The following is a 23,502-nucleotide window of genomic DNA, read 5'->3' as shown; positions in this document are numbered from 1 at the left end:
ACGGCCGGAACACAGACCGAAGCCGGGCCGGAGACCCGGGCAACGACATCGTGAACATGGTTTTACTGGACACTACTGTCCAAAATGCTTTAGTCTCGTCACATGGGCAGGAAGAAGAGCTTCGACGAGCAGTCCGTCATCGATGCCGCCATCGCCGTGTTCAGCGAGCATGGCTATGCGGGAACCGATGTCGGACTGGTCTGCGAACGCGCGAACATCGGCCGCTCGAGCTTCTACAACACCTTCGACAGCCTCGACGCCGTCTTCCTCCGCGCCCTGCGTGACTATACGGCCACGGGCATCCCGCTCAGGGAGGAACTCGAGCACAGCCTCGAACCCGCGCCCGTCCTGCTCATGCACCGTCTCGGCGGCGAGCTGAAGAAGCAGTGCGACGACGAAAACCGGACCGGGTGCCTGTCGGCGAACACGGCCGCCGAGCTCGGCCGCGAAGTCGATGCCGTGTGCTCGATCCTCGACCCCGACCGCAGCGCGTGGCTCGACACCTACTCAGGCATCATCGAGCGCGGTCAGACCGCGGGCCATATCCTCGCTGACATCGACCCCCGAATCCATGCCCCACTCATCCACAGCGTGCTCGCCGGCCTGCGCATCGCCGCCCGCGTCATGACCACAGAGGACGTCCTCGCCCCGGCTCGAGCCTTCGTCGCCGGACTGTGCACTCCGGCCGGCAAGGCCACCCTCGAAACCGGAGGTGCTCCAGGCGCCTCGACGAAAGGCAGCCCCATCCCATGACCACTTCAACACCGCCTTCACTCAAGCCTCGAGTCCCCGGTCAGGTCTATCTGCTGGCCGCCGTGATCTTCTGCCTCGGCACCAGCGAATTCATGATCGCCGGAATCCTCGAACCCTTGAGCGCTGACCTCAGTGTGACGATCCCGCAGGCGGGCCTGCTCATCACCGGTTTCGCCGTCGGCATGATCGTCGGGGCACCGGCCATGACGCTGCTGACGCTGACCCTGCCCAGACGGGCGACGATGATCGTCATGATCATCGGCTTCTCCGCCCTCCACGTCCTTGCGGCGCTGTCACCGAGCTACGGACTGCTCATGGTCTCCAGGGTGCTGTCGGCCTTCGCCTGCGGCGGGTTCTGGGCCGTCGCCGCCGTCCACACCTCGGCCATCGCTCCCGCCGCCGTGCAGGGCCGAGCACTCGCCAGCCTCGTCGGCGGACTCACCGTGGCCAATCTCGTCGGAGTGCCGATGGGAACGTGGATCGGCACCCAGTTCGGGTGGCGATCGACCTTCTGGGCGGTCGCCCTCGTCACCGCCCTGGCCGCCGTTCTCATCGCCGTGACCACCCGGTCGGACGCGAAGTCCGCCGACCCAGCGAAGTCCACAGACTCAGACGAAGCAGAATCGCCCGCTCCCGCCGAGGCGGCCCCCAGCCTGCGTACGCTGCTGCGTGCCGAGATCGCGGCGTTCAAGGGACCCCGAATCTGGTTGGCCCTGGGCACGACGGCGCTGTTCCAGGCTTCGGTGTTCGCGTCTTTCTCCTACTTCTCCCCGCTGCTCACTCGGGTGGCCGGCCTGTCCGCGGACCTCGTTCCCGCAGTCCTCGCGGCCTTCGGCGTCGGTGCCTTCGTCGGTGTCGTCGTCGGCGGGCGCTTGGCCGACAGGAACATCTTCGGCAATATCGTCAGCAGCCTCGCGGCACTGGCGCTCAGCCTCGGTGCCCTGTGGCTGGTCGCGGACAATGCGATCCTTGCCGTCATCATGATCGTCCTCGTCGGCGCCAGCGGTTTCTCCATCGCCGGGGCGCTCAATGCCCGCGTCTTCCAGATCGCGACTCAGGCGCCGACCCTGGCCGCCAGCGTCAACACTTCGGCCTTCAATGTCGGCAATGCGGTGGGACCTGCCGTCGGCGCCTGGGTCATCGCCGCCGGGTTCGGCTTCCCCTCCACGGTCATCGCCGCCATCGTCCTCGCGCTCGCTGCACTCGTCGTGGTGGCCGTGGCGATCCGCGTCGAACGGACGTGGGTACGGCGATCAGAGCCCATCCTCGCCGAGGCGGCCTGCTAGTCCCGGCGGACCGTACAGTCCGATCAGTGCTCAGCTCAGAGTCCCGGCCGGCTGCAGCCGTTCGCGGGTGTCCTTCCAGGGCTTGACCCAGGTCATCTGTTCGGGAACCAGAGTCTCGCCGCAGGCGCTGCACACCTCGCCCTGAGTCGTCTCCTGCCCGCAGGCTTCGTGGATGAGTCCCATATGGCCTCCGCCGGCAGGCCCCGCCTGGTGGGTCGCTGCAGTCGCCTTCATCGCCCTGCTCGCAGCCGCCGGATTCCTGGCTGCTCTCGGACACGGTCCACCCGAGCATGATCCTCTTCATCGTCGTCTACGGCCTCGACTGGGTCGCGACGGTCCCGCCGACGGCCGCTCTGTGCCGGGAGATCTTCGGCGACAACGGCACCATCGTCTTCGGCTGGGTCTTCGCCGCCCATCAGATCCGGGCCGCCGCCGCTGCCTTCGCCGCCGGAGCCGTCCGTGACGCCTTCGGTGAGTACACCTATGCCTGGTGGGGTGGGGCGGCCATGTGCGTCATCGCCGCGGTCCTGTCGTTCGCGGTCAGACGCCGTCTGATCGATGATCGCAGGGAACCCGCCACCGCCGAGGCGGCCGCGTAGTCCCAGCTCAACCGAGGTTCAGTCCTGTTCCTCCGGTTCCCACAGCTCGATCCGATTCCCTTCGGGATCGGTCACCCAACCGAAGCGACCGATTCCGTCCATCTGCTGGGTCTCGTCGTCCACCTCGGCGCCAGCAACGCGGAGCTGCGCGATCATCGCGTCGAGGTCGCCGACACGGAAGTTCAGCATCGTCTGCTGCCGGTCCTGACCCTCCGGCCGCGTCCCGAAGTAGTCGGTGTCGGCCTCGAAGAGTCCGATCAGGGTCGGTCCGGCCGGCTGCTGCCACAATCCGTGATCACCGAAGTCGACGCCGAGGACGTCGCGATACCAGGCCGTCATCGCCTCGGGGTCGGCCGCCCGCAGGAAGTATCCGCCGATTCCATTCACTCTCTCCATGGATGAATGGTAATCCCAGGGATGGACTCAAGTGTCGCGGAATGTCGGGAGACTGTAGTTTGTTACAGGGCACAGATCGTCAACCCGTGAAAGGACGTTCCATTGAGCAAGTTCGCTGTCACCAATGCCAACACCGGCGAAGTCGAGGAGGAGTTCGCCTCGGTTCCCAAAGAGGAGATCCCCGCCTACATCGATCGTGCCCACGAGGCACATCTGGCGTGGAAGGAGACACCGCTGCATGAGCGCGCGGCGATCCTGCGCAAGTTCGCCGATCTCGTCGATGAGAATGCCGATGAGATGACCGACATCATCGGCCGTGAGATGGGCAAGATCAAGAAGCAGGGCCTCGGCGAGGTCGACAAGGTCGCCCGCACCGCCCGCTGGATGGCCGACAACGCCGCCACCCATCTGTCCACGACCCACCTGGCCGCCGCCGGTGCCGCCAGCAGCTATGTCGAGCACCAGCCGCTTGGCGTGCTGCTGGGCATCATGCCGTGGAACTTCCCGTACAACCAGATCGCCCGCTTCGTGCTGCCCAACCTCATGGTCGGCAACACGATCATCATGAAGCAGGCGTCGATCTGTCCGAAGTCCTCGCAGTACTTCGAGGACCTCCTCACCGAGGCGGGACTGCCGAGGGGCGTGTACCAGAACATCTACCTCGATTCCTCCCACGCCGAGGAGGTCCTCAAGGACTTCCGCGTCAAGGGCTTCTCGCTCACCGGTTCCGAGGGTGCCGGTGCGTCGGTGGCCGCGATCGCCGCGAAGTACTACAAGCGTGCGGTCCTCGAGCTCGGCGGAAACGACCCGGCCGTCGTCCTCGACTCGAGGGACGTCGCCTCGGTGGCGCAGAAGCTCGTCGGGATTCGTCTGGCGAACGCCGGCCAGGTCTGCACCTCGCCGAAGCGCATGATCGTCGTCGATGAGCTCTACGACGAATTCGTCGCCGAAGCGGTCAAGGCCGCCGAAGCCATGAAGATCTCCGACTTCGACGACCCCGAGGTCGGCATGGGACCCGTGTCCTCCGAAGGTGCTCGCGACGAGATCATCGAGATGATCGAGAAGGCCGTGGCCGATGGTGCGACCCTGCACACCGGCGGCAAGAAGCTCGACCGCCCGGGCTGGTTCATGTCCCCGGCCGTGCTCACGGACATCGACCCGCACTCGGACCTCGGCTGCAACGAGCTCTTCGGACCGGCCGTGATGATCTACCGTGCCAAGGACGAAGAGGATGCTCTGCGTCTGGCCAATGATTCCGAGTACGGCCTCATGTCCTCGGTGTGGACCGACGATCTGGAGAAGGGTCAGGAGTTCGGCAAGAAGATCAACGCCGGCATGACGCTGATCAACAGCCACATGGAGTCCGGACCGGAGTACCCCTTCGGCGGCATCAACCGCTCCGGCTACGGCCGTGAGAACGCTCAGTGGGCGTTCCAGGCGTTCACCAACGAACACCTCATCCGCGTCCACGCCTGAGCTGATATGAGACCTCAGGTTCACACCTGAGAACTCAATCACCGAGGTGACCGGACGGTTTCACGACAGAACGAGCCCGCCGGGCAGCGAGATGATCGCTGTCCGGCGGGCTCGTCCTCGTCTCTGTGGTCCGATCATCTCACTCGAGTGAGATATCCCCATTGCCGGTGGTGACCTCGACGGAGTGCGGGCTGTCGGGATCTTCAGACAGCGAGTTCGACTCCGCGCCATTATCAGTTCTCAGTGATACGGCGTAGGTCCCACGAGGCAACGAGGTGCTCACAGCACCATTGTCGGTCGTCACCCTCAGACTCGATGGCGCTTCATCGAACGTCAGATCGACCGCCCCGTTCTCTGCCCGTGCCGAAACATTGTCTGAGCTCAGACCGCTGGCGTGCTGGTCACCATTCGTGCTCCTCAGCGTCAGATCGCCGGCAATGTCCGTCGCCGATATCCCGCCGTTCTCCGTCGCGATCGACACCGACTTGTCGAAATCCTTTACAGACACCTCTGCATTATCGGCTTGCAGTCTCACCGCCGCGGACTGCGGGATGAGCACTTGGTAGCGCACCTCGCACGAAGCGAGGAATCCGCAGTCCGTGGACAAGGTGAGCTCGTCGTCTGCGATCGCCCATGTCGCCTGCCCCGCCTTCCCGGTGAACCACCTCGTCACTTCGACTGCGTCGACATCGCCGGGCCGCAGAGCAATGTCACCCCCGGACTCCATGACGATACCCAGATCATCGCCGCCTATCCGAAAAGAGCGACTTTCGGGATCGACTGCGTCGAGCGAAGGTCCGCAGGAGCTCAGCCCGATCGCACCGAGAACCACCACGCTCGACAGTGCAATAGCCTTCGACCATCTCTGTACTTTCATTCCGACTCGCTCCTCGTCACGTGTCCTGCCACCGACACCATCGTCGTCAACTCCGCCGTTCGGATTCGGAGTGTGTGATCGCTTCGATCAGGGCGGCAATGGCCCGTTTGATCGCAGTCGAATCAACCTGCTCCGGGTCCGCCAGATGCTCCATCGACAGCCCGTTCGTCAGACAGTGCAGGACAAGAGCCGCCACACCGGGATCGATTGAGAGCTCCAGGCCGCTCCGTGCAGTGACCTCACGGACAGCACGCTCGGCGGCCTCTCGCTGTGTTCGCCGCGACGGCCCCCATGACTGTCTCGCTGCGGGGTCCCGTGCGGCTCGTGCCGCGAATTCGAGGCCGAGCCGACCCCGTTGCTCGTCCTCCGTGATGCTCTCTGCGACGACACCCGCCACGAAGGTCGCGACTTCATCTGCCGGTCTCGCGGGAGCCTGCAGCAGTCGGTCTCGTTCGCTGGTGGAGCGATCCTCGAGGACGGCAGCGAAGAGTCCCTGCTTGCTTCCGAAGTTCGAATAGACGGCGCCCTTGGTGAATCCGGCTCGCAGCGCGATGTCGTCTACGGTCGCATCGGAATAGCCGGACTCGGCGAATGCCTCCGCGGCCGCGGCGATGAGTCGCCGTCGGACCTCGGACCGCGGGATGCGTTTGGCGACTTCTCGGGCGTTCTGCGGCTGGTGCATGCCGACACATTACAATACTTTCAGTACTGAATACTAGAAGTATCCAGTTTGCCGACAGCTCACACAAGATACTCGCAGTCTCACAGCAAAGAGCCTTGGGCCGGGCTGCAGCCCATCATCGCTCAGACGACCGACTCGGCATAGAGCGCCGAGACCAGTGGCGCGAGTTCCGGCGTCTCACGGGCCTCGGCGAGAGCGGATTCGAGCACACTGTCATGCGTCGGATGGGCTTCGGCGAGCAGCGTCTCACCGGCAGGGGTTAGCTCGGTGTAGATGCCGCGACGGTCGTCGGCACAGAGCACACGAGTGAGCAGCCCACGGTCCTCGAGGCGAGTGACCAGCCGCGTCGTCGCGCTCGATGACAAGGCGGCGGCGCGGGCGAGCTGCCGCATGCGCATATGCCAGCCGTCCTGCCGGCTCAGCGCATCGAGGACGGTGAATTCGACCACGGAGAGGTCGTGCTCGCGCTGGAGACTGCGTTCGAGCTCGACCTCGATGAGTCCGTGCAGAGCAGCGAGCGTGCGCCAGCCCTTGGCCCGGATCTCCACCGCGTCGTCCCTGATACCCACGTCATTCTCCTTGTCCTCGACGTCTCTCAAGGATACACCACTTGCGCGGATAAAACGCGTGTGCAACTATATTCATTGCGTCTGCAACTACTGCATACGCGCCCTATTGCACACGCACGTGATTTCGCGACCGCGGAATCCGCTCCCCACCGAAAGGTCTGCACCACCATGCCGCTCGCACTGCTCGCTCTCGCCATCGGCGGGTTCGGAATCGGACTCACCGAGTTCGTCATCATGGGCCTTCTGCCCGAGGTGGCTGAAGATTTCGCGGTCTCCGAGACCGTCGCCGGCTACCTCATCTCCGGCTATGCCCTTGCCGTGGCGATCGGAGCCATCGCGATCACCGTGGCGCTGAGCCGGGTCAACCGGAAGACCGCTCTCATCGGCCTCATGGTCCTCTTCATCATCGGCAACGGACTCTCGGCTCTCGCCCCGAGCTACGAGATGATGATGCTCGGTCGCATCGTCGCAGCACTGTGCCACGGCGCCTTCTTCGGCATCGGCGCGGTCGTGGCCGCTTCCCTGGTGCCCGCGAACCGTCAGGCCGCAGCGATCTCCATGATGTTCGCGGGCCTGACCACGGCAAACGTCCTCGGAGTCCCCTTGGGCACCTTCCTCGGCCAGGCCGCCGGGTGGCGGTCGACCTTCTGGACCATCGCGGTCATCGGCATCATCGCCCTCATCGGCATCGCCGTCCTCGTCCCCTCGATTCCGGCACGATCGGATGCAGCCTCGGGCATCCTCGGCGAATTCCGCATCTTCGCGTCCGGTCAGGTGTGGGCGTCGATCCTCATCACGATCCTCGGCTACGGGGGCATGTTCGGAGCGTTCAGCTATATGGCGTTCACGCTCACCGGAGTGACCGGCTTCTCGAGCGCCGCCGTCCCATGGCTGCTCGTCCTCTTCGGGGTCGGCCTCTTCGTCGGCAACATCCTCGGCGGTCGGGCGGCCGATAAGAACCTCGGTGCGACGCTGCTCACCCTGCTCATCGGCCTCGTCGTCATCCTCGCCGTGTTCTCTCTGGTCGCCGAGAACAAGGTCGCCACGATCATCGCGCTGTTGTTCATGGGCGGGCTCGGCTTCGCCACGGTCCCGGCGATGCAGATGCGCATCATGCGCCACTCCGGCGACGCGCAGACGCTGGGATCGGGAGCGAACATCGCGGCCTTCAACGTCGGCAATGCCTTCGGCGCGTGGGTCGGCGGACTGACCATCGCCTCGGGTCTCGGCTATACCTCACCGCTGTGGGCGGGTGCGCTCGTCACCGTCGGCGGGCTCATCACCCTCCTCATCGCCGGACGCGCGCGGGGAGGGGAACTGCTCCGGAATGCAGCGAGCACCGAGGCCACCGCGGATCTCGAGCGGGAATCGCAGTCGGTCTGAGGCTCTGTCTGCCTCAGCCGAGGCCGGGTCCGACGCGGATCGCGTCGGCGGCGTCGAGGGCGAGTTCGATGCTCTCGTCGCCGACGCTGACCGCGATCGCCGAGGCGGCCGAGCTGATCGATCTCACCTGCAGCTTCGTGCCGATGACGATTCCGCGATCGGTGAGGTAACGCAGCAGTTCAGGCGACCGGTCGGAGACGCGCACGACCTCGACCTCGACGCCCGGGGCGGTCTCCTGCAGCCGCCTGCTGGGGAAGTCGGCGGTGTGCCCGTCGGCGTCGGGGATCGGATCCCCGTGCGGGTCCCGCTGCGGATTGCCCAACGCTGCATTCATCCGTTCGAGCACAAGGTCGGAGACGGCATGTTCGAGCCGGTCCGCCTCGTCGTGCACCTGATCCCAGGTCAGACCCAGGGCCTCGACGAGGTAGGACTCGACGATCCGGTGGCGTCGGACGATCTCGACGGCGATCTGTCGGCCCACATCGGTCAGCACGATCTGTCCGTAGGGTTCGTAGTCGATGTAGCCGTCGCGAGCGAGCTTCTTGAGGTTCGCCGACACCGTCGAGGCGGTCACTCCCAGCTGTTCGGCCATCTCGGTGGTGGCGGGGCGACCGCCCGGCCATTCGTAGGCCTTCCAGATGAGGGTGACGTAGTCCTCGACCATGCGAGTGACAGCGGGGCGCGGCATGATCGACATTCTACGCGCGGGTACCGGCCGACTTCGGGTCGGCGGACATGGTGACGGTCGATTCGTGCTCCGGATCGGTCGCCTCGGCGGGGTCTGCACCGTCATCATTGCGCTGCGGTCTGCGGAACGGGGCAGCGAGCGTGGGGAGGATGTCGCTGCGGTGGAGGATGAGGAAGACGAACGCCAGCACCGCTTGGATCGCGGAGAGGACATAGCGGCCGGACGTGTCCGTGACGAAGAACTGCAGGCCGAAGAGCGCGGCGAGTCCCAGCGCTGGTGCCCAGTGGAAGCGCAGGGCCAGGATGATCGCCACACCGAGGATGGTCTGCGTGGCCGTGAGCGTGAACTCCTCGATCTGCCGCCCGTCCAGGGGCAGCCCGAGACCGCCCCCACCCACGAAATGCGCAATCGGCAGGGAGCCGACGAGCAGGCTCCACTGGTTGACCTTCGAGGCGATGAGCGTGCCGATGGCGGCCCCGCCCATGCCGCGCAGGGCGAACATCGCGGCGATGATGAACTCGGGGGCCTCCGAGGCCAGCGGGGCCAGCCACTGGACGAGGAAGTAGCTGTCGATGCCCAACGCCGAACCCGAGGCCACGAGCGCCTCGGCGAACGGTTCGGCAGACGTGAGGATGATCGCTGCGGAGACGACGAACATCGTCACCACTGTGAGCCGACGGGCCCTCTGCGGCAGGGCGACGATGAGAGCCGCAGCGCCGACGAACTCCTCTTCGTCATCGCCCGCGGCCTGCCCGGCCCGCCACAGATACGCGACGAAGACGAGCACGAGGGCTGAGCCGAACCAGATGGGGATGCTGCCGAGCAGCGGAATGGCGAAGGCGATCACACCGAGGATGACGAGGAAGCCGATGTCCATCCGGCTGCCCGAGTCGATGCGCAGGGAATGCTGGACGGGGGACTTCGTCCGCTTGGCCATGCGGCGGGCGACGAGGAGGGCGATGATGACGACGAGCGGCCAGCCGAAGCCGAGCAGCAGTCGGTTCGATCCGGTCATATTCGCCGCTGCGAAGTGCAGGTAATCCGGATCCGTTCCGGATCGGAACGCGTAGTAGAGGTCCACGGCGTATTCCGGGAGGACCGCGATGAGGGCGAGCAGGGCGATCGCAAGAGCACCCGAGATGTCCTTCTGCGCCGCCTCGGCGGCCCAGGCCAGGAGGAAGGCGGCCGCGACGATGGCGGCGCCGAACGCGAGCAGCTCGAGAACCGGGGCGAGTTCGACACCGGTGACGCGAAACACCACGGCGGGTGCGGCGATGACGAGACAGATCGCGATGCGGCGAAGAATTGCGGTGGGCATGTCTCAAGACTTCCCGCCGCGAATCGGGTGTGTCTACGCACAACTGAGACTTAGACGTCTCCAACAATTCCGGCAGGCCCCGGGATCCGCTAATTTCCGCGGATCATGCGGCCCGCTGAGATGAAGTCGTGTGCCTCAGATCACCGGAGTTCGGAGAGTGCCGCGGCGAGGTATTTCGCGGAGGGGCCCGCTCCGACGTCGACGATGTCGGCGGGGGTTCCAGTCGCCACGACCCGGCCGCCGTCGTCACCGGCGCCGGGGCCGAGTTCGACGACGTGGTCTGCGACGGCCACGACGCGCATATCGAGTTCGACCATGACGACCGTGTTGCCGGCGTCGACGAGGGTCTGCAGGTGCGCGACGAGCCGGTCGGCATCCGCGCAGTGGAGTCCGGAGGTGGGTTCGTCGAGCACGTAGAGAGTGTCGCCGCGCTGGGAGCGCTGGAGCTCGCTGGCGAGTTTGACCCGCTGCGCCTCACCACCGGAGAGCTCGGTGGCGGGTTGGCCGAGACGCAGATAGCCGAGGCCGACGTCGATGAGTGCGGTCAGGGAGCGCATGATGTCGAATTCTCCGGTGAAGAAGTCGTGGGCCTCCTCGACGCTCATCCCTAAGATCTCGGCGATAGTGCGTCCGCGCCACAGGATCTCCATGGTGCTCGACTGGAAGCGGGTGCCGTGGCAGTCGGGGCATTCGGTGTAGACCGAGGGCAGGAACAGCAGTTCGACCATGACCGATCCTTCGCCTTCACAGGTGGGGCACCGCCCACCGGCGACGTTGAAGGAGAACCGGCCGGGCTTGTAACCGCGTTCCCTGGCCTCCGGGGTCTCGGCGAAGCGTCGGCGCACATGGTCGAACAGGCCCGTATAGGTGGCGACGTTGGACCGGGGTGTGCGGCCGATGGGCCTCTGATCGATGCTCACCACCCGTCGGATCCCGGTGAGTTCCCCGGTGACGGTGCCCTCAAGCTCCTCGGGTTCGTCGGTGAGCAGGAGCTCGTCATCATCGGACGTGGGTTCATCAGCAGTGGTGGAGGCGCCCAGTCGGTCACCGACGATTGCCGGGAGCACCTGGCTGACGAGGCTGGACTTGCCCGAACCCGATACTCCGGTCACGGCAATCAGTGAGCCCAGCGGCAGGTCGAGGGTGATGTCGTGGAGGTTGTTGCGGCGGATGTTCGTCAGTTTCATCCAGCCTCGCGGCTGTCGGGGTTCGTGGGGTTCGAGTCCGCGTCCGCCGAAGACATAGCCCATGGTCACGGATTCGGCGATCTCGGCAAGCCCTGCCGTAGGTCCGCTGTAGAGGACGTCGCCGCCGCGTTCGCCGGCGCCGGGCCCGATGTCGACGAGCCAGTCGGCATGGCGCATGATGTCCACGGAATGTTCGACGACGAAGAGGCTGTTCCCGCGGTCCTTCAACCCGTCGAGGATGCCCAGCAGGGCATCCACGTCCTGCGGGTGAAGGCCGGCAGACGGTTCGTCGAGCACGTAGACGACGCCGAAGAGGTCCGAGGTCAGCTGGGTGGCCAATCGCAGCCGCTGCAGCTCACCTCCGGACAGCGTCGGTGTGGTCCGATCGAGTGAGAGGTACCCGAGCCCGAGGTCGACGATCGGCCTGAGCCGATCGATGAGACCCTCGCCGAGGCGGACGAATGCGGCCAGCTTGTCCGCCGCCGGGTGGTCGTCTGCCTCCGCAGCCGCCTTCGCCGAGGCGACCTCATCGCGAAGAACGGACATGAGTTCATGCAGCGGCAGGGCGGAGAATTCGGCGATGTCGAGACCGGCGATCGTCACCGACAGAGCGTCGGGTCTGAGTTTCTTTCCGTGGCACACGGGGCAGGGACCGGCACTGAGGAATTCCGCAACCCGCCGCTTCATCGCGGTACTCTTCGTGTTCGCGAACGTGTCGAGTACGTATTTCCGGGCTCCGACGAAGGTTCCCGAATAGGTCGGTTCGTCGCCTGCTGCAATCGCTTCGCGCGCCTCGTCCAGCGTCAGCCGGGAGTGGACGGGCAGGTGCGGAGTCTCCTCCGTGTAGAGGATCCAATCACGGTGTTCGCGCGGCAGGTCCTGCCAGGGGACATCCACGTCGTAGCCGAGGGCGACGAGCACATCGCGCAGCTGGTGGCCGTGCCAGGCCTTCGGCCAGGAGGCGATCGCGCGCTCCCGGATCGTCAGCGTCGGATCCGGGACCATCTTGTCCTCGGGCACCTCGTAGACCCGCCCGATTCCGTGGCATTCCGGGCAGGCTCCTTCGACGGTGTTCGTCGAGAAATCCTCCGCCAGCAGCATCGACTGCCCTTCCGGGTACCGTCCCGCCCGTGAGTAGAGCATGCGCACGAGACTGGACACCGTGGTGATGCTGCCGACGCTCGAGCGCGCACTGCGCCCGCCGCGCTGCTGCTGCAGGGCGACTGCCGGCGGCATTCCCGTGATCGAATCGACGTCCGGGACCCCTGCCTGGTCGATGAGCCTGCGGGCGTACGGTGCGACGGACTCGAGGTAGCGGCGTTGGGACTCGGCATAGAGAGTGCCGAAGGCCAGGGAGGATTTGCCCGATCCGGACACTCCGGTGAACACGACGAGCGCATCCCGGGGCACGGTGAGATCGACGTTGCGCAGGTTGTGTTCCCTGGCCCCGCGGACCCGCACGTCCGGCTGGATCTCGGTCGAGGATGTCGGATCCGAGGGCACAGAGGAGGTCATGAGGTCACCGTACCAAGGTCGCGACCTCCGATCACCGAGGCGGCCGACGACAGAACCCCTCGTTCCGGGAAATTCGGAACGAGGGGTTCGATGTGCCTCAGTCGGCCACTGTGGTGGAGCCGACCATCATTCGGCGGGGCCGGCCGTCATTCGGCGGGGCTGGCCTCGGTCGGTTCGACCACCTCGGCGGGGTGGTCGTCCTGGTCCTCGGGCTTGCGGATGAAGAACGCGAGGACGATTGGGACGATCGCGATGACCGTCGCCAACAGGAACGCGGCGTGGCCGCCGGGGGCGCCCGCCTCGGGGATGGACTTGCCCTCCGCCTGGCCCGAGTGCAGGGCCGCGGAGTAGATCGAGATGAGCAGCGCGGTGCCCGCGGCTCCCGCGACCTGCTGCAGGGTGTTGAGCGCTGCCGAACCGTGCGAGTACAGGTGGCGCTCCAGCGATCCCAACGAGGCGGAGAACAGCGGGGTGAACGATGCGGCCAGGCCCAGCGACATGACGATCTGGACGATGATGAGCAGCCAGATCGGCGTTCCCACACCGGCCGTCGAATACGCGAACATCGAGGACGCGATCATGATCGTGCCGGGCACAAGCAGCGTCTTGGGTCCGCGGGCGTCGTAGATCCGACCCATCACCGGTCCGAGCAGACCCATGATCACCGAACCGGGCAGAAGCACGAGGCCGGACTGGGTGGCGCCGAGTCCGACGACGCTCTGCAGGTACAGCGGCAGCAGGGAGAACGTGCCGAACATGGACAGTGCGACGACGGCCATGATGATGACCGAGAAGACGTAGTTCCGCGAATTGAACACGCGCAGGTCGAGCAGGGCGCGATCACCCTTCTGCAGGACGAGCTGACGCCATACGAAGAGGGCGAGGAAGACGACTCCGCCGCCGATCGTCGCCCATGCCAGGGTGCTCGTCGATCCGCCGCCCGCCTCACCGCCGTGGCCTCCGCCGAACTGGCTGAGGCCATAGACGATGCCGCCGAAGGCGAACACGGACAGGACGATGGAGATGACATCGATCGGGGCGTGCGTCGACTCGCCGAGGTTGGTCATCCACTTCGCGCCGAGTGCCAGTGCGATGAGCGCGATGGGCAGGATGATGCCGAAGAGCCAGCGCCAGCCCAGCGAATCGAGGACGATGCCCGACATCGTCGGTCCGATGGCCGGGGCCAATGAGATGACAAGGCCGACTCGACCCATCATCCGACCGCGCGAATGCGCCGGGACCACGTTCATCATCGTGGTCATCAGCAGGGGCATCATGATGCCGGTTCCTGCAGCTTGGACGATCCGTCCGATGAGGAGCAGCAGGAAGCCCTGCGAAACGAGGCAGATGAGGGTACCCGCAGAGAACAGGATCATCGCGGCCAAGAAGATCTGGCGGGTGGTGAAACGCTGCAGGAGGAAACCAGTCGTCGGAATGACGACGGCCATGGTGAGCATGAAAGCGCTGGTCAGCCACTGGCCGAGCTCCGGAGGGATGTCGAGGGCCTTGTTGAGTTCGGGGATGGCGATGGCCATCGTCGTCTCATTGAGAATGGCCACGAAGGCAGCCACCAGCAGCAGCCAGATGACCTTCATACCGGCGGGGTCGATGGTGTCGTTATGCTGTGTCTGCGCGTGTGCGGGTGAGCTGTCGCTGGACAAGACGGTGCTCCGTTCGGATGTGTCTGAGGGGCCCGGGATGTGGGCGGAGGTCGCACGCAGATGCCGAATCGACGCGCAGACGAAAGTGTCAACAGCATCTCAGACTAACGTATTCCCGAATACCTCCGACAGTGGGGAGAACCCGAAATCGCGGCGATCTTCGTCACTGCTCGCTCGGTCTCCTCAGCAGGTGTCGTATCGGTGGCCACGATCGCCGGCTGCGACGAGATCGCGGTCGCGCAGGATCATCAGCGGCGGGCGATCCGGGACGGTGCAGACGTCGGCGAAGTCCAGCCCCGCCTCGGCGAGGGTGTCGGGATATTCGATGGCGAGGACACGGTCGCCGTAGATCTCGGTGTACGCAGTGCATTCGTCGAAGGCGGCGCATTCCTCGGCCACGGCGAAGTCGAAGCCGAGCTGAGAATGAGCGGTGTCGGCGAGCTCAGCGGCGTTCTTCTGTGCGACCGACAGACCATGGGCGTGGGCACGGTCGACATACGCGGCCGCGAGTTTCAGGGCACCGGTTCGGTCGATGTCGGGGAATCGGTCGGCCGTGTCGAGATTGTCGATCTCCACGGCGTCGAATCCGGATTCGGCGCAGCCGTCGATGACGGGGCCGATGACATCGAGGATCTGGGATCGTCGGTCTGCGGTCGAGGGGTCGAGGATGTGTTCGTCAGGCCAATCCGGGTCGACGACCAAGTCACCGACGGCATCGTGGAGCAGCAGGTCAGCGTGGTCGCGCCAGTCCGCAGCCTCGTCAGGTTGGGTCTGGAAGCCGTTGACGTAGCAGACGGAGTAGGCCCCGATCAGCGGCGCGGCACCCGCGTCGCGGACGACGATATCGATGCGGCCCCGCGAATCCGGCAGCGAATCATAGGTTCCGCCGAGCTGGTAGTCGAAGGTTCCTGACGTCGGCAGCAAGGGCGCTCCTGAGGTCGGCATCGTCGATGGCGGCGAAGCGTTCGCTGAACAGCCGCCCATTGTCACCGCAATGCCGATGGCGACCGCGGCCGCCATCCACCGCGGTGGGATCGGGCACAGCGGAGGTCTCATGGAAACACTGTAGACGGAGGCGGCCGGCATCGATGTCGCGGCGGAGTTCACACTCTCTTCGATTCGACGTATCGGATGTTCACTTAAGCGCTGTTAACGTCGGCAGAGGAGACGACCCGTCACCGCGGCGGATCGTCTCCTGGAAAGTCACTACCAGTCACACAGTCAAGCGGAACGAACGGATGAGAATGACTCTGAAGAACGTCACCACGAAGACCATGACAGCTGCGATGATCGCCGGAGCCGCCGTGCTCGGCTCCAGTTCGATCGCCGCCGCCGCCCAGCCGGCGGCACCGCCCGCCGCTTCCGCGGGACCCGCCTCCGCCGCAGCCGAGAACTCGGCTGCGGCTGCGGATTCCGGCACCGCCTCGGCGAGCCCGGAGGCGGAGAAGAAGTTCTCGAACATCGGAGACTTCCTCAAGCACTACAAAGGCCAGTCGCTGGCGAACTCACAGGGCGGCTATCAGGGAGAATGCGTCAGCCTCATCTCCCGGGCGCTCGAAGAGGTCCACGGCGTCGACCACGGAGCGTGGGGCAATGCCGTCGACTATCAGGCGGGCGGATCCGGCGGGGACAAGATGAAGGCGAACGGCTTCACCTGGCACACCGATCAGAAGTTCGAGAACGGCGACATCCTCGTCTGGGGCGATGGTGACAACACCACCGCCTATGGTCACATCGGCATCTACTACGAAGGCCAGGTGTGGCACCAGAACTTCAACGGCGACCGCAGCCTCCACACCTATGACGGCCTCATCGACGGCTACCTCGGCTACTGGCGCGCCTGATAGGTTTTCGCAACGACGAAGGCTCCGAACCACTGTGGTTCGGAGCCTTCGTGTCACGAGTGCTGTCTCAAAACTACTCGAGTGGAGGTAAGGGGACTCGAACCCCTAACCCTCTGCTTGCAAAGCATGTTGCGAACATGCATCATGCCTGGTCAGAGGCAGATTCCAGTTCGCGCGGGGCGCATCTGGGGCGCACTAGGTTAGAGAATCGGCCGGTAGAACCCATCCACGAACGCCGGCACGGAATGTACGGCATCGAGCAGCGCGGACGAGTACCCATCATCGCCTTCGATCTGATCGACGAGCCCGGCGAGCAGTGTGAGCGCCGCTGCCGGAGTCTTCGGCGAGAGATACTGTCGCTTCACTCGGAGCGCGACACCCGGAAGTGTCACGTGACCCTCGAACCTCCGGTTCCACAGGCGGCCATGGTGCGCAGCGATGTTCCGAAGGAACGCGAGATTCTGGACGGCCTGGAGGAGCTTGGGCTCGTCGTCGATGCCGACCGACTTCGCGACCGGAGCGAGGACACTCTTGTCCCGCAGTGCACGCAGGAACCGAGAGAAGGTCCCGATGGACACGACTTCGATCGCTGCCCAGAAGGGCACGGCCTCGCCCTTGGCGATGTGGTGCTGGATGAAGATCTCGTCGCGCATCTGGATCTCGGCGAAGGCGTCCAGCACCTTGTCCCGGTTCTTGATCTGGGCGGGACGGCGCTTGTCTGCTGGGTCCGGCTCCGTGTCCAGCGGGAGGTACAGGTCCTCGGCGAGGTACCCGTCTCCGCCAACCGCTTTCGAGACGTGGTACGCGACCCTGCTGCGAATCGTCGGCTCCACGACGCCGATGCCGTCGAGCACAAGGTTCCGCACTCGACGATCAAGGTCGTAGACATCCATGATCTGACGCGCAGTCGTGCCGGCGGCGTAGCGATCAGTCCCCGGCTCGTAGAAGCAACGCCCGTAGCCGCTGACCCTGTAATAGTTGCTCGAATAGAGGAAGAGCTTGAACTCTCGCTCGGTCGTGCCCTCCACATCGAGCCCTCGGGCGACGTGTTTCTTCAGCTGGGCGTCGAGATCGATCCAGTCCTTCATCAACTACCCCTGGATACGAAGAACCCACCCGGGTTGAACCGGGTGGGTCCGAATGTTGGGACCAGCCTACCCCGTGTCCGCGCCCGCGGCAAACCCGTGCGAGCGGCAGCACACAGCCCCTGACCGAGCATCAGGGCACCTTGACCAGCGGCGCGACCAGAGCGTCGATCTTGCCCATGAGCGGAGCCAGCCCTTTCTTGGACAAGTGCCCGTACTTGTCGAGCGTGATCGACGGCCGCGCGTGCCCCATCGCATGGGAGACGCTGAGCAGATCCGCCTCAGCCTCCGACAGCGAGACGGCGGCGAAGCTGTGCCTGAGCGCGTGCGCGCTGTGACGCGGGATCTTTTCCTCGCGGCCAACATTGGCAAGAGCCACCGCGCGGGTCAGTGCCTGATTCGGGAACTGCTCGGCGATCGACGCGCCCTTCTTCCGAGGGCTCGGGAACATCCACTCGCTCTTCGGCCTATCGCCAGCGAGCTCGGTCAGCCACGGCAGCAGCAGAGCCGGGACGGGAAGGACGCGCTTGCCGGCCCGCGTCTTCGTGGTGTCGGTACCGGAGCCGCTGTTCCTCACAGTCAAGTGGCCGTCGCGGAGGTCTCCGACGAGCAGAGACCGCGCCTCGCCTCGGCGCAGCCCCATGAGGCCGAGGACCCCGAGGAGGGTGCGCTCGAAATGCGTGGGAGAGGCGTCGAGGATGGCCATGAGCTGATCGGAGGAGTACGACGGCTGCTCGCGGTGGCCCAGCGAGACGACGATGCCCTCGGTGGGGTCGATGTCGACCAGCTTGTCGCGGATGCCGCGCTTGATCGCTGCTCGGAGGATCTCGACCTGCTTCTTGCGTGACTCGGCAGCGACGCCGCTCCGTGCGGCCCAGGTCTCGATCTCGGTCGTGTCGAGCGTCGAGACCACCCGGTCGCCGAACTGGGCACGGACACCCTCGGCACGGTAGTAGTAGTCACGGACCGTGCCCGGTGCCTTGTCCGCCTTCGCCGCCAAGTGACGGTCGAGGAGAGTGTTGATCGTGACCGACCCACGGGCGACAGAGCGAGCCTTGGGATTGCCCATCTGCGCGGCGTCGTCCTGGTAGGCCTGGGCCTTCTGGTGCTCCTTGTAGGACTGCTTGCGCTGCGGGACGTCTCTACCGGTTCCCTCGCGCCAGCGGCGCTGCCAGCGCGCTGCGTTCTTCGTCCGCCTCTCGGCGATTTCGGCCTTCGATAGCCCCTTCCACAAGTCGTAGACGGTCATCAGGTCTCCTTCTATTCGAATGCGCGGCGGCGATTGACCTCCGCCTCCAGCTCGTCGGTCGTGAAAACGCCCAAAACCTGCTTGGCCAGGGCTAGACGACCAGCAATGGCCGCGGGTGCCTCGAGGTCGACCGAAGCAGTCTCAACTTCGTCCATGATCGCCGCGGCACGGCCGCGCTTGAGGACGACAAGGACCTTGGGCGGGAGGCCGAGAACGCTGGCAAGCTTGGCCAAGGTCTCGTCCGGCGGGGCCGTCGGCTTGGCCTCGCCCTTGTAGTACCGGATCCCCGACAGCGCGATGCGCACGGCACCGACGCTGAGGCCTGTGGCCGCGGCGAGGTCGGCTGCCGTCAGCCCTGAGCGCTTGTACGCCCGGTTGAGCTCGACGGACTCCGCTGGGAGAGGGAGGCCGTTCTTGGTGGTGTCGTCTGATTGGTCGTCTGTCATGGCTTCCTTCTGGTCGTCGATGTGTAGAGAGTGCAAATCAACACTACACGGACTGCTACTCATTCGCCATGATCGTAGTACAATAATTGCATGACTATCGCCACGACATTGCACCGGATCAGCGAGGACGAGGCCCTGCTGACGACGAAGGAGACCGCCTCGGCCCTCGGCGTGACGCCCTGGTGGGTGAGACGCCTCATCGATTCCGGCGAGCTGCGGGCGATCAATGTCGGCGGCCCGGACAAGACCGCCCGGTGGCGCATCGACCCCGAGGACGTCGTCGCCTTCATGCACTCCCGCGAGAACCGAGCCCGCGACCTGATCGCGGGCTGAGACGAGGAGGCGGCACATGGCCAACGACGACGAGCAGGCACCGATGCTGACGTACGACGAGCTGATGACCGGGACCCCGTGCCGGGGTTGCGGGCAGCCCTGGATCGACGACGAACCGTGGGACTTCCACGGGACGGCCAACCTCACCGATGAGCAGCGGGAGCGCCACGACGTCGAGGAGGCGCGATTCCGCGCCCAGCACGGCGACTGCGGCGAGGGGAAGTACTCGATGGACGGCTCGTTGACCATGCACTGCCGCAGGTGCTGCCCACCCCCTCCCTTGTCGCCGGAGCAGAAGGCGGCGATCGGCAAGCTGTTCAGGCAGTCAACCCACGAGCGGCGGCGACGGGAGACGTGAGTCGGCGTCGACCGAGCAGACGACAAGCAGCCCCGGTGCGATTGCACCGGGGCTGCTTGTATTCCGAGTACGGCGACTCAGTCTGGCCGGCCTGGCGGCCGGCGAGCTACGTCCTCTCGGCGAGAGGCCCGCGCTCCGCGCGGGGGCCCCAGTGCTTGAGGTCCGGCTGGACCGCATAGAGGTCGAGCTGCTCGTCAGGGCAAAGGGCGCGCTGAGGCAGGAGAACCAGTCGGGTGGACAGGTAGGTCAAGTAGGTCAGGTAGGTTCCATATCCCACACATGGCGAGAAAACATACCTTTTCTTTCCCGACAGCCGTCGTTCACCGAGAAAGTTGTGTTATTTGCCCTTGGAGTACATCCCGGTCCTACTTGACCTACCTGTCCTACTTCTTGACGTGGAGCCGGACGTTCGTCACGGCAGCAAGCCCTGCTTCCGCGCACGGACGATCCAGTTCGTCGCCGTCCTCGTCTGGAGCCCGAGAGCCTCTGCCACGGCCTTCGCGGGCGGCTCCCGGACGACCTCCGCAAGGCGATAGACCGTCGCGGCATCCTTCAGGGAGGCTGACGAGTCACCGCCAGAGTCCTGCGGCACCCGACCTTCCGGGGTGACGAAGTTCGCCACCGAGGGACTGAATGTCGCGAGGGGCATGGTGAAGGTACGCGGCACGATCCATCTCATCAGGCTCAGTGGCGCGATCTGACGCAAGAGCGTGCCCGTAACCTCGGAGCCGCCGGCCGCCGTAACAGCAAGCCTGCGGAGTACATAACGGCCCTGCTGCTGATCGAAGACCGCCTCGATCTCGAGCACCGCCCGCTTCCCTTCGCCGTCGACACCGTCAGCCAGGCGCGCCGGAAGAGTGTCCACGGGCCCTTGGGCCTGGATGACGGCCGGTGCGCTCGCACCAGGGATCGGCTCGACCTTCTCTGGGGAGACCTCAAGCGACCAGCCGCGTTCGGTGACGTCGGCAGTGGAGGCGGCGATCTGCCTACTCAAGATGCTCATGGTCCGAGCCTAGTTCCTTGGGCTGACACAGCACAGAAGTGGCAGCTCGCGGCACAAGCGTTCCCTTTCTTGTCACAACTAGGAAGCATCGGGTAGAGTTGATGGCATTCCTACCACTGACAAGCGAAGGAATAATCATGGCGACCCAGACGAGCACCTTGTGCGCTGACGACCTTCTCACCGAGCCAGAGCTCGCGGAGATGCTCCGGATCACCCCGCGGACGCAGCGCCTCTATCGGGCTGAGGGCGACTGTCCCGACTACATCAAGATCGGGCGCAAGGTCCTGTACCGCCGCAGCGCGGTACTCGACTGGTTGGCCGCTCGTGAGCGTCCGGCAGGCGAGCTGGCATCCAGTTCATCCGCCGCCTGACGCACGAAAGCCCCGGTGGGGACCGGGGCTTTCGAGGAAGTTCATCCGCCTGACGAGTTAGCCGCTCTGGTTCAGGCGTATCCGACTGAAGGGATCGAACATGCCCATTCTACTCAAAGAAGACGGCGACGACCAGCGGGATGACTCGCTGTTCGTCCTGCACCACGGCGACGCCGACTGCCCGCATGCGTGGCTCGTCGTCGGGGATGACCAGGCGCGAGCTGCTGCCGAGTGCGAACCCGACGGCGTCGCTGTCTACGGCATCGACAAGCGCGCTCTGCTGTCGCTCTCCGCCATCACGGGGCTCGAAGCCCTCGAGGACAAGGCAGTCCTGATCTTCCCGCTCGGCGACGCGGCGACCGACCATGTCGTCTTCGAGCGCTCCGCCGCCCTCGGCCGGCGATGCGAGGACGAGGGCGCTTCCGCCGTCGAGTTCGTTTGGCTCAGCGCCGATCTTGGCTCCCATCTGGGCGATCGCGAGGGCGCTGCGCGACTGCAGCGCCTCCTCAAGGTCACCGCTCGCAAGGGCACGAAGCCCGCGAAGGCCAAGCCGAAAGCTCCGAGCGCCTCCGAACAGAAGGTCGAGGCGGACCTTGCCGAGCTTGAGGCAATCGCGCTCGAGGAGGGCCGTCCGGTCGTCGATGTCAACGACGACCGCCTCGTGGTGATCAATCGCCTCGTCGACGCTCTCCGCACCGGCAATGATTCCGAACGCATCTACAGCTTCGGCGGTCGCCTGGCGCATACGGTCACCGACCCCGAGACCGGGGGCACCGTCGCCGAGATCCTCAGCGACAAGAACGATCAGGGGCTGCTCAACCTGTTGAGCCGCAGCGCGCAGATGATCTCCGTGACACAACGTGGAGCGTCGGCCGCCTGGCCGGAGTCCAAGACGCTGTCGGCGCTGTACGGCCGGCACACCGACTTCCGCACGCTGCGGCGCATCGCGCTATCGCCGATCGTCCGGTCAGATCACACCATCGCTGCGACGGAGGGTTACGACGAGCAGTCCAAGGTCCTCCTCGATCTCGACGGGCTGGAGATCGACATTCCGGAGGACCCGTCCTCTGACGAGGTCGCCGCCGCCGTGACCCTCCTGATGGACGAGTGGCTCGGCGACTTCCCATTCGCGAGCGAGGTCGACAAGGCGAACACGCTCGGATTCATCCTCACCTACCCGCTGCGCGAGCTCGTCACGCTCGTCCCACTGGCGGTCGTCTCGGCGAAGTCGATGGGCACCGGCAAGTCCAAGCTGGTGAGCCTCGTGGTCCGTCTGTTCACCCGGAACGCGGCCCCCGAGATGGATTCGCTTCCCAGCACCGAGGAGGAGACGCGTAAACAGATCACGACCCTCCTGCAGAAGGCACCGCCGTACCTCATCTTCGACGAGAGCGCGGAGATCGGAGGCAAGTCGATCAATCGGCTGACGACGGCCCGGACCTGGAGCGATCGACTGCTCGGAGGCAATCAGCGGGCATCGCTGCCGAACGAGGCCGTGGCCGTCGCAACCGGCAACAACGTCGAGATCTATGGCGACACCATCCGGCGGTACTACCCGATCGAGCTGTTCTACGACGGAGAGAACCCCGAGGACCGCCCGGAGTCCGAGTTCCGCCATTCCGACATCGAGGCCTGGACAGACGAGCACCACAGCGAGCTTCTCACCGCTGTCTTCACGCTCATCCGGGCGTGGCAGGTCGCAGGCCGCCCGAAGCGCACCACGTCGTTCGGATCGTTCGAGCGCTGGGAAGCCGTCGTGGGCGGCGTCATCGAGAACGCCGGAGTCCAGGGGTTCCTCGGCAACCTGGCCGAGCACCGCAAATCGGCCGACTTCGAGGCAGGACTGTGGTCGGCGCACTGCGCATGGTTGGTGAAAAAGTTCCCCACGGGCAAGTTCACCACTCGCAGTGTCGTGTCCGAGATGACCCGCAGGGAGAGCAACCGCGTCTCGGTCCGTCCGGACGCCGATCTCCCGCCAGGTGTCGGCGCATCGCCGAGCGACCCGTCGTACCCCGCGCAGCTCGGCAAGCTCTACCACTCTCGCCAGGGCGGCTGGTTCGGGGGCTACCGCATCACCAAGGCCGAGGGGAAGACCGGCAACCAGACGAAGTGGGTGATCGAAATGTCGGCGACGGTCAAGCAGGAGCGTCTGCAGAATGACGTGGCTGTGCAGCGCGCTCTCCGGACCATTCCCGAACTGGAGGCCGACCTCGCTGAGGAGGAGCGCGTACACGGTGCCGATTCGGTCATCGCCGGGGACACGCGGGTCGATCTCGAGATGAGGCGGCAGCTCGAACGTTTGGCGAAGGCTTCGTGGGCCCGCGCAGACATTCCATCGCAGGAAACCCACGTCATCGGGGGACCCAAGAGCAACGAGGCCGCCCCGGCGGACGACGCTCCTACGTTCACGGGAGTGGCCTGAG

23 protein-coding genes and 1 pseudogene are annotated in these 23,502 nt (G+C 65.4%); 10 read left to right on the top strand and 14 right to left on the bottom strand.

The features are described 5' to 3' along the window. Window positions 1–102: 102 nt before the first annotated feature. Both AC3CD9_RS16110 and AC3CD9_RS16105 read left to right on the top strand, forming a co-directional pair. On the top strand, window positions 103–753 hold the full coding sequence (locus AC3CD9_RS16110) for a TetR/AcrR family transcriptional regulator (RefSeq protein WP_488364972.1): 651 nt from the start codon (window positions 103–105) through the stop codon (window positions 751–753). After that, on the top strand, window positions 750–2,039 hold the full coding sequence (locus AC3CD9_RS16105; RefSeq protein WP_488364970.1) for an MFS transporter: 1,290 nt from the start codon (window positions 750–752) through the stop codon (window positions 2,037–2,039). Before AC3CD9_RS16110 ends, AC3CD9_RS16105 begins: the two co-directional genes overlap by 4 nt. A gap of 30 nt (window positions 2,040–2,069) precedes the next feature. Here AC3CD9_RS16105 and AC3CD9_RS16100 read toward each other — a convergent pair whose 3' ends face one another. Next, complete coding sequence (locus AC3CD9_RS16100) at window positions 2,070–2,273, bottom strand: hypothetical protein (RefSeq protein WP_488364969.1); 204 nt, start codon at window positions 2,271–2,273, stop codon at window positions 2,070–2,072. 29 nt (window positions 2,274–2,302) lie between these two features. On the opposite strand from AC3CD9_RS16100, the pseudogene AC3CD9_RS16095 reads away from it, so the two are divergent. Beyond that, window positions 2,303–2,638, top strand: a pseudogene (locus AC3CD9_RS16095) (MFS transporter); the annotation flags it as partial. Window positions 2,639–2,656: 18 nt separating this feature from the next. Here AC3CD9_RS16095 and AC3CD9_RS16090 read toward each other — a convergent pair. Then, window positions 2,657–3,034 carry a VOC family protein gene (locus tag AC3CD9_RS16090; protein WP_488364968.1) on the bottom strand — a complete coding sequence of 126 codons (378 nt, stop codon included), beginning with the start codon at window positions 3,032–3,034 and terminating at the stop codon, window positions 2,657–2,659. Between the two features lie 102 nt (window positions 3,035–3,136). Between AC3CD9_RS16090 and AC3CD9_RS16085 the strand changes: the two genes are divergently transcribed. Beyond that, window positions 3,137–4,510 carry an aldehyde dehydrogenase family protein gene (locus AC3CD9_RS16085; protein WP_488364967.1) on the top strand — a complete coding sequence of 458 codons (1,374 nt, stop codon included), beginning with the start codon at window positions 3,137–3,139 and terminating at the stop codon, window positions 4,508–4,510. Window positions 4,511–4,649: 139 nt separating this feature from the next. On the opposite strand, the gene AC3CD9_RS16080 is transcribed toward AC3CD9_RS16085, so the two are convergent. The 3 genes from AC3CD9_RS16080 to AC3CD9_RS16070 all read right to left on the bottom strand — a co-directional run bounded on the left by AC3CD9_RS16080 (window position 4,650) and on the right by AC3CD9_RS16070 (window position 6,638). Further along, window positions 4,650–5,387, bottom strand: a complete 738-nt coding sequence (locus AC3CD9_RS16080) for a DUF4097 family beta strand repeat-containing protein (RefSeq protein WP_488364966.1) — start codon at window positions 5,385–5,387, stop codon at window positions 4,650–4,652. Between the two features lie 46 nt (window positions 5,388–5,433). Then, window positions 5,434–6,069 (bottom strand): TetR/AcrR family transcriptional regulator, encoded by a 636-nt coding sequence (locus AC3CD9_RS16075; protein ID WP_488364964.1) that lies wholly within the window; start codon window positions 6,067–6,069, stop codon window positions 5,434–5,436. Between the two features lie 122 nt (window positions 6,070–6,191). Beyond that, window positions 6,192–6,638 (bottom strand): MarR family winged helix-turn-helix transcriptional regulator, encoded by a 447-nt coding sequence (locus AC3CD9_RS16070; protein WP_172173123.1) that lies wholly within the window; start codon window positions 6,636–6,638, stop codon window positions 6,192–6,194. Window positions 6,639–6,806: 168 nt separating this feature from the next. Here AC3CD9_RS16070 and AC3CD9_RS16065 point away from each other — a divergent pair, with 168 nt between their 5' ends. Further along, a complete protein-coding gene (locus AC3CD9_RS16065) occupies window positions 6,807–8,021 on the top strand; it encodes an MFS transporter (RefSeq protein WP_488364962.1) in 1,215 nt (404 codons plus the stop codon). A 13-nt stretch (window positions 8,022–8,034) separates the two neighbouring features. On the opposite strand, the gene AC3CD9_RS16060 is transcribed toward AC3CD9_RS16065, so the two are convergent. From AC3CD9_RS16060 to AC3CD9_RS16040, 5 genes are all read right to left on the bottom strand, one after another. Continuing rightward, the gene (locus AC3CD9_RS16060) at window positions 8,035–8,709 is read right to left on the bottom strand and encodes a metal-dependent transcriptional regulator (RefSeq protein WP_488364961.1); all 675 of its coding nucleotides are present in this window, start codon (window positions 8,707–8,709) and stop codon (window positions 8,035–8,037) included. Between the two features lie 10 nt (window positions 8,710–8,719). Then, on the bottom strand, window positions 8,720–10,027 hold the full coding sequence (locus tag AC3CD9_RS16055) for a sodium:proton exchanger (RefSeq protein ID WP_488364960.1): 1,308 nt from the start codon (window positions 10,025–10,027) through the stop codon (window positions 8,720–8,722). Between the two features lie 140 nt (window positions 10,028–10,167). Then, complete coding sequence (locus AC3CD9_RS16050) at window positions 10,168–12,729, bottom strand: excinuclease ABC subunit UvrA (protein WP_488364959.1); 2,562 nt, start codon at window positions 12,727–12,729, stop codon at window positions 10,168–10,170. Between the two features lie 146 nt (window positions 12,730–12,875). After that, a complete protein-coding gene (locus AC3CD9_RS16045) occupies window positions 12,876–14,324 on the bottom strand; it encodes an MDR family MFS transporter (protein WP_488367567.1) in 1,449 nt (482 codons plus the stop codon). A 249-nt stretch (window positions 14,325–14,573) separates the two neighbouring features. Continuing rightward, window positions 14,574–15,446 carry an endo alpha-1,4 polygalactosaminidase gene (locus tag AC3CD9_RS16040; RefSeq protein WP_488364957.1) on the bottom strand — a complete coding sequence of 291 codons (873 nt, stop codon included), beginning with the start codon at window positions 15,444–15,446 and terminating at the stop codon, window positions 14,574–14,576. A gap of 188 nt (window positions 15,447–15,634) precedes the next feature. Between AC3CD9_RS16040 and AC3CD9_RS16035 the strand changes: the two genes are divergently transcribed. Next, the gene (locus tag AC3CD9_RS16035) at window positions 15,635–16,234 is read left to right on the top strand and encodes a CHAP domain-containing protein (protein ID WP_488364955.1); all 600 of its coding nucleotides are present in this window, start codon (window positions 15,635–15,637) and stop codon (window positions 16,232–16,234) included. Between the two features lie 200 nt (window positions 16,235–16,434). Here the strand turns inward: AC3CD9_RS16035 and AC3CD9_RS16030 are convergent, their stop codons facing one another. From AC3CD9_RS16030 to AC3CD9_RS16020, 3 genes are all read right to left on the bottom strand, one after another. After that, window positions 16,435–17,322, bottom strand: a complete 888-nt coding sequence (locus tag AC3CD9_RS16030; RefSeq protein WP_488364954.1) for an Abi family protein — start codon at window positions 17,320–17,322, stop codon at window positions 16,435–16,437. Window positions 17,323–17,452: 130 nt separating this feature from the next. Next, window positions 17,453–18,568, bottom strand: coding sequence for a tyrosine-type recombinase/integrase (locus AC3CD9_RS16025; RefSeq protein WP_488364953.1), 1,116 nt, complete (start codon window positions 18,566–18,568; stop codon window positions 17,453–17,455). Between the two features lie 11 nt (window positions 18,569–18,579). Further along, window positions 18,580–19,014, bottom strand: a complete 435-nt coding sequence (locus tag AC3CD9_RS16020; protein WP_488364952.1) for a hypothetical protein — start codon at window positions 19,012–19,014, stop codon at window positions 18,580–18,582. Window positions 19,015–19,104: 90 nt separating this feature from the next. Here AC3CD9_RS16020 and AC3CD9_RS16015 point away from each other — a divergent pair, with 90 nt between their 5' ends. Together AC3CD9_RS16015 and AC3CD9_RS16010 are read left to right on the top strand one after the other, a co-directional pair. Then, complete coding sequence (locus AC3CD9_RS16015; protein ID WP_488364950.1) at window positions 19,105–19,347, top strand: helix-turn-helix domain-containing protein; 243 nt, start codon at window positions 19,105–19,107, stop codon at window positions 19,345–19,347. A 16-nt stretch (window positions 19,348–19,363) separates the two neighbouring features. Next, window positions 19,364–19,705 carry a hypothetical protein gene (locus tag AC3CD9_RS16010; protein WP_488364949.1) on the top strand — a complete coding sequence of 114 codons (342 nt, stop codon included), beginning with the start codon at window positions 19,364–19,366 and terminating at the stop codon, window positions 19,703–19,705. Window positions 19,706–20,117: 412 nt separating this feature from the next. On the opposite strand, the gene AC3CD9_RS16005 is transcribed toward AC3CD9_RS16010, so the two are convergent. Further along, window positions 20,118–20,708, bottom strand: coding sequence for a hypothetical protein (locus tag AC3CD9_RS16005; RefSeq protein WP_488364947.1), 591 nt, complete (start codon window positions 20,706–20,708; stop codon window positions 20,118–20,120). 137 nt (window positions 20,709–20,845) lie between these two features. Here AC3CD9_RS16005 and AC3CD9_RS16000 point away from each other — a divergent pair, with 137 nt between their 5' ends. Next, window positions 20,846–21,079, top strand: a complete 234-nt coding sequence (locus AC3CD9_RS16000) for a helix-turn-helix transcriptional regulator (RefSeq protein ID WP_488364946.1) — start codon at window positions 20,846–20,848, stop codon at window positions 21,077–21,079. Window positions 21,080–21,179: 100 nt separating this feature from the next. Beyond that, the gene (locus tag AC3CD9_RS15995) at window positions 21,180–23,501 is read left to right on the top strand and encodes a hypothetical protein (protein WP_488364945.1); all 2,322 of its coding nucleotides are present in this window, start codon (window positions 21,180–21,182) and stop codon (window positions 23,499–23,501) included. Window position 23,502 lies beyond the last annotated feature (1 nt).

It is taken from the genome of Brevibacterium sp. MGP-B1 (assembly GCF_057766545.1).
Note: the sequence above shows the minus strand (reverse complement) of the source record. Positions and strands in the feature narration are given on the sequence as shown.